Annotated in this window: 5 protein-coding genes and 1 pseudogene; all 6 read left to right on the forward strand. The window is 42.9% G+C overall.

The genetic code is table 11. From position 1 onward, the window contains the following. The first annotated feature begins 926 nt into the window (after positions 1-926). Entirely contained in the window at positions 927-1370 is a 444-nt protein-coding gene (gene psbU, locus Q0991_RS22525; protein WP_299492832.1) for a photosystem II complex extrinsic protein PsbU, read from the forward strand. A gap of 145 nt (positions 1371-1515) precedes the next feature. Further along, a complete protein-coding gene (locus Q0991_RS22530; RefSeq protein ID WP_299492834.1) occupies positions 1516-2715 on the forward strand; it encodes a peptidylprolyl isomerase in 1200 nt (399 codons plus the stop codon). A gap of 275 nt (positions 2716-2990) precedes the next feature. Beyond that, a complete protein-coding gene (locus Q0991_RS22535; protein WP_299492836.1) occupies positions 2991-3329 on the forward strand; it encodes a transposase in 339 nt (112 codons plus the stop codon). A 155-nt stretch (positions 3330-3484) separates the two neighbouring features. After that, on the forward strand, positions 3485-4372 hold the full coding sequence (locus tag Q0991_RS22540; protein ID WP_299492838.1) for an oxygenase MpaB family protein: 888 nt from the start codon (positions 3485-3487) through the stop codon (positions 4370-4372). A 216-nt stretch (positions 4373-4588) separates the two neighbouring features. Continuing rightward, positions 4589-5155, forward strand: a complete 567-nt coding sequence (locus tag Q0991_RS22545; protein WP_299492840.1) for a histidine phosphatase family protein — start codon at positions 4589-4591, stop codon at positions 5153-5155. A gap of 441 nt (positions 5156-5596) precedes the next feature. Further along, positions 5597-5809 (forward strand): annotated as a pseudogene (locus Q0991_RS22550) (hypothetical protein); the annotation flags it as partial.

The raw sequence follows: 5809 nt of genomic DNA on the forward strand, positions 1-5809 counted from the left end.
TTGATTCTGGACTTCTTGAAGCTGACATCACTCATCAGAAAAATAGACACTGAGAATAGTCTATTTTTTATCTGACTAAAGTGATAAAAGAGGGATAGAACGCCATTGCCTGTGAAAACTTCATCCAGAAAGGCTAAAAAGTGTTCTCGTGATGGTGTAGAGCATAAAAAAATTTTCAATGAATAAATTAAGACCCTAATAGCAGGATTAGCCTCAGACACTTATCAGATGAAGAATCTGCAAATTTTAACATAAGAAATAATAGTGAGTGATTACTCTTATGATTTTTTACTTTTAATAACCGCTAAAATATGACAACTATAATTCTGGTAATATTCATAGAAAGTTTATAGACTACAATTTTTTACTAACTCTAAAAGAAAAACCATAGTACAACTGTGATTAAAGCTCAGTCAATGAATCATAGTCTATTTTAAATAGATCTGATTAGTCTTTGCTCATTTCTATCCTTGAAAATCGCTAAATCATTTGATTGAAGATTCTATTATCATCTAGCTTAAACATCTACGGCTGGATTGGTGCGAGTCTAATAAAAATGATTCCTTCAAGCGTTTTGGTCTGTATGAGCAATAGATTACTGCTAGTATTTGCTGTTAATCACTGCTATTGAAGATCACTCTCTATATCAGTGAGACAGTGTCATCATTGGACTTTTCTAAGTTACCGCTTAGAGACGCTGTAATTGTATTCAGTGTTCTCTTAAACAATAGAATATTTTCGTAATGATCCTTGTAAAAATGGATATTTCACTATAGGCTATTCGCTTTCAGTAAAAACCTTTTTTAACTGAACTATTGCTGTAGAAGGATAGTTTGAATTTTCATATTTCTTGGTGTCTGTATTTTTAGTTATTCAGTTTCGTCCATCCCTTGTTTATATCTGAAAATAGAAAGGACTTTATTCATATGCGACTATTCATCCGCCGCTTTGCTTTACTCACCTTAGTGGTAGCAAGTTGTTTAAGCTTAACGGGTTGGTTACAACCTGTTAATGCTCTGGATATCCAAGGGCCATCCAACTCACCAAGTCTCCTGGCTGCTGCTTACCGTAATCCTGTAGATGCCAAACTCGAATCGGACTATGGTCAAAAAATTGACTTGAATAATACAAATGTCATTGCCTTTAGCCAATATAAGGGGCTTTATCCAACTATTGCGGGCAAAGTGGTTCAGAATGCACCGTATAGCAGTGTAGAAGAAGTATTAAATATTGATGGTTTAACTGAACCTCAAAAGAAATTGTTGCAGCAGCACATGGGTGACTTTACAGTTACTGACCCAGCTCCAGCTTTAGTCGGAGGTCAAGATCGCTATAACACAGGGGCTTATTACCCTGTCCGTCGTTCCTAAACTTCCTGAAGGGATGGAACATACTGTGGTGCCATCCCTTTAGTGGAATGGTCATGAATAGTAAGAAGTAGTTTACAAGTCAGCCAATCCCAGGTTTGAAATAACTGATTTATCCATTTGTGTCCAACAATTGGGTCTATCCACCATGAAAGTTTTTTTTGGTCAACTTTGGAGTTTTATATCCCACCGGTTCATCTTATTAGTTGTCGGTACTTTTTTTACCTGGGGTGTCATGACGATGGGCTGGACGAACAGTGATTTAGGATATTGCTGGGCTGCTCTGCCTCAGGGGGATGCGGTCACCAATCCCATGAGTATATTGAGGCTTGCTTTGCCTGTTGATAACCAAGCCATTCATGCCATTCATCAATATCTAGAAGAGATGCCAGCTCAACTCGATGATCCCACCGCACGGATGCAACCTAAACAATGGTCAGGAGTGGGGAATCAGATATCAAAAGCGATTAGAACGTTTAATGGAGAAGCCTCAGATCTCCTTTCTGATATTCCTACTCCCTATCGCCCTCAGGCTTTAGTCCGTATGAATCAAATCAACGCAGCTCTAGCCGATCTCAAGATACTGTCAGAAGAGCAAAGTAAAGATCAATTCGTAGCGAAACGAACTCAGGCCTGGAACGCTATCGATTTGCTAGCGGCTTCCATGGTGCCAGAACATTCAATCAACATACCCGAGGACTATCAAACTCTACCTCAACTTAATGGTCGAGCAGTAGTGGTTCTTGACACCAGCAAGGGACCCATCACTATCATGGTGGATGGCTATAACGCTCCGATCACCGCTGGTAATTTTCTGGATCTGGTCCAGCGAGAGTTCTACGATGAACTCACATTTACTCGTGAAGATGAGGCTTATGTCGTGCAAGCAGGGAATCCAGAGGGTTCCCCATCAGGATTTGTTGATCCTGATACTGGGCAGTATCGCTCTATTCCTCTAGAAGTGATGGTTAAAGGGGATTCTGAACCTGTGTATGGGGCTACTTTAGAAGAGCTAGGTTTGTCATTGTCTGAGCCAGTCCTTCCTTTTTCTGCTTATGGGACTGTCGCCATGGGACATCCACAGGGCGATCCTAACGGCGGATCATCTCAATTTTTCTTCCACTTGTTTGAACCTGATTTGACACCTGCGGGGTTAAACCTTCTAGATGGCCGCTACGCTGTTTTTGGATATGTGATTGCGGGTCAAGAGGTCCTAGCTCAATTACAGCATGGCGATCTTCTACGTTCAGCTAAGGTGGTGGATATTTCTCCACCAAACGCTTTCACATTCCGATATCTAGATTGGATCCTTGTCCAAAGACTAAGCAGTTTAAAAGCCATGGTTTAAACTGCTGTGAATCTGCTAACTGATTTAATTTGGTCTCTACACCTTACTGATGCCCCTAATTGAGGTTCGTTCAGTGTTTCATATCCATAAATACTGGGGTATACCCCTGAAGCCAGGCAGTAGTTTCAGGGGTATTTCATGTCTAGCTCACCACAGTGCTTTCTTTACCACCCCTTTGGAGAGTAACCCACAGCGGCTATCAACCCTCACTGGAGGTTCAACTTCTATTTGTCATAAACTATGCACTGCACTGTACTAAGGTGAATGGAGTGTTTATGTCTCAAATGACCGACGAAGAATGGCAACATTTGTATGAAAACTTTGAGACGACTGACCTTTTAGCTGCAGTCGATCATCTTGATCAGGTCAGAGGCGTTTTAGGAGATGGCCCCAACTGGGAGCCTCCAGAAATGAGGATTAACTTGCTAAAACTTCATCAATTGGCAATGGATGTGGTGAATAAGGGTTACAAAGGCCAGGCTCAAGAAATGTTCGATCTAGCTAATGACTTAGATATGGAGGTATTCGGTATCATTGAGTCACTAGAAGCTATCCAGAGAGTCTTAACGACACTGACAGATTTGTATCCTGAAAGTCTTAGCTATGATGATTAACCCTGTTCATTAGCGAGCTTGGATAAGCTCATCTATCACGATTTAAGGCTATTTTGGAGATAACCGCCTGAAGTATCCACATCAAAGTTCTTGATGAACGTCATACCATAGTTCACCCCTAAGCGGTCTCCGACACTGCAAAGAGAGGCTATCCAATGCTACGGTTCGAGCGTTTCAATACAATTCAGCAGCTCGACCCGATCAGGGACAACTGCGAAGTATGCAGACAACTAGCTGGCTATGAATTTCCCTGGGATATTACCCGTGCTTTGGAAATTGCACTATTTCGCACTTTTTGTGTCCCCAGCATAGCTACTCTCCTTGACCGGACTGCGGAGTTTCATCACCATTCTCAAAAACGCTACGATGATACGGGCTTGATGGTTTCCTTAATCCTTAAATGGGGGCATGAATCACCCAAAGGACAGGCTATAATCCAACGAATGAATCAGATTCATGGACGGTTCCCCATTAGCAATGCTGATTATATTTACGTCCTCTCAACCTTTATTTATGAACCTGTGCGGTGGATTGAACGTTTTGGCTGGCGTCAATTAACCCGCTTGGAAAAACAGGCTTTGTATCACTTTTGGTCTACTGTAGGACAACAAATGGGAATTCAAGATATCCCTAGCTCTTATGAAGTCTTTGAACAATACAACCAAGCCTATGAGCGAGACCATTTTCACTATAGTGAGGCCAATCAACGAGTAGGGCAATCTACGTTAACGCTCTTCCTCAGTTGGTTTCCGGTTCCGTTCCGCCCACTTATTCGTCCTCTGGCTTACGCGATCATGGACGATACCATGCTCAATGCGTTTGGTTTTCCATCCCCTAAAGTATGGCAGCGACAGCTCGTAGAGCACCTATTACAAACTCGTGGGAAATTGCTTCGCTTTTGTCCTCCTCGTCAATCTTCCAGCTTCTATAGTGATGAGCCACAACGGAGTTACCCAAAAGGTTACGATCTAACAGATCTAGGACCACCTAATTTGCTATCAGAATTAAACAATCCAAGTGTTGGGGGACAAGAAAATTCATAGGCGTCTCCTGTTACTACCAGGAATGAGCAATTTTCCAGCTTAGCCTTGCTATACCACCACACCCAACGGCTCGGCCATCTCAACCACTTGCCCCTCCCGACTAGCCTTGCATCCCTCTAGCAAGTCTTCTCAAACCTTCCGGGTGTAGTAACTAAATTTGGCATCTTCCATTGTGAGCTAGTCTATCTGTAGTTATGAACAATTGACTTCTGAGATATGAGCAGAACCATATCCTTGATAAGGCATGGGAAACCCACAATCACTCCACATGGATGGATCGGTGGTCGCGAGTTATCACAGGTCATTAATCGAATTCAATCAGCTAAGATTGCCAGTGACTCCTTCCCTTCAGGTGATGTTCAAGCACTCGTTCAATCAGCAAAACTAGTGTTCACAAGTGATATTCCTCGTTCGATGCACTCTGCCCAAATCCTTGAACCTACCATTCCTCCTGTCAGTGATCCCATTTTTCGTGAAGTAGATTTTTGGCTTGAGTGTCCCATCAATATTCGTTTACCCTTCCATATGTGGCTTTTTCTGGATAGGTTGCTATTGAGTTTGGGTTGCCCATCACACGCTCAATCTCAAGCCCACATCAAAAAACGAGTGAAAAAAGCTGCTGAATTGTTAGAACAGCAATCTTATGAAGCTAGCTCTGTTGTTTTAGTTGGCCATGGCATCACAAATCTGTTTATTGCTAGAGAGTTAAAAAAACGAGGATGGTGCGGTCCCCGAATACCGAAAATGGAACACTGGGGTTGCACAACTTATAGCCTGGGCTGACTGATAAGATGACCTCAAACCCCTTCCTAGAGCAGACGATACTGAAGAGGAGTTATCCAAAACGATAGGTGTTCGCTTAGAGATGAGCGTCTATGATGCATTGCTTCAAAGGTATCCAGGCAAAGGGGAGCTAACCGCATGGCTAAGAAAGCAGGCTCGGCTCGGGACAGAGGATGAAGGGCTGCTGGGTTAGGATTGCTTTGCGATCGCATCCCTGATACCAATACTCAATATTGCACTAAAATTGGCCGCTTGAACCCCATCCTTTAACTTTCAGATTCCGTGTGGAATCTGTATTACCTGATTAAGCCACTTCCCCACTCCCGAGTAATCGGAGGTATGGCCTTGAGTTGTCAATCCTCCAGCAAGAATAACTCAATAAAGCTACACAACAAGGTAGTCTCTTTGGCAGGGTATTGTGCTGGTCAAGGTTGAAGCTTGATGGAAGTCGTCCACCATTTGCAAGGCAATTTGGAAATCATCGTATCTTTTTTAGAAGTGGTACTGGAAGCAGTAGCAGCTTTTTGTATTGTGTTGGGCCTGTTCGTGAGCATCAAGCTCTCGGTTGTTTTGCGCCGTCGTCGCAATAGTATTCAATTCCCCCTGGGGCGATTGCGGTTAACCTTTGGTCGATGGTTGGCGTTAGCCCTGGAG

Origin of the sequence: Acaryochloris sp. IP29b_bin.137 (assembly GCF_028285745.1) — a bacterium.
In the GTDB taxonomy this organism is placed as follows: domain Bacteria; phylum Cyanobacteriota; class Cyanobacteriia; order Thermosynechococcales; family Thermosynechococcaceae; genus Acaryochloris.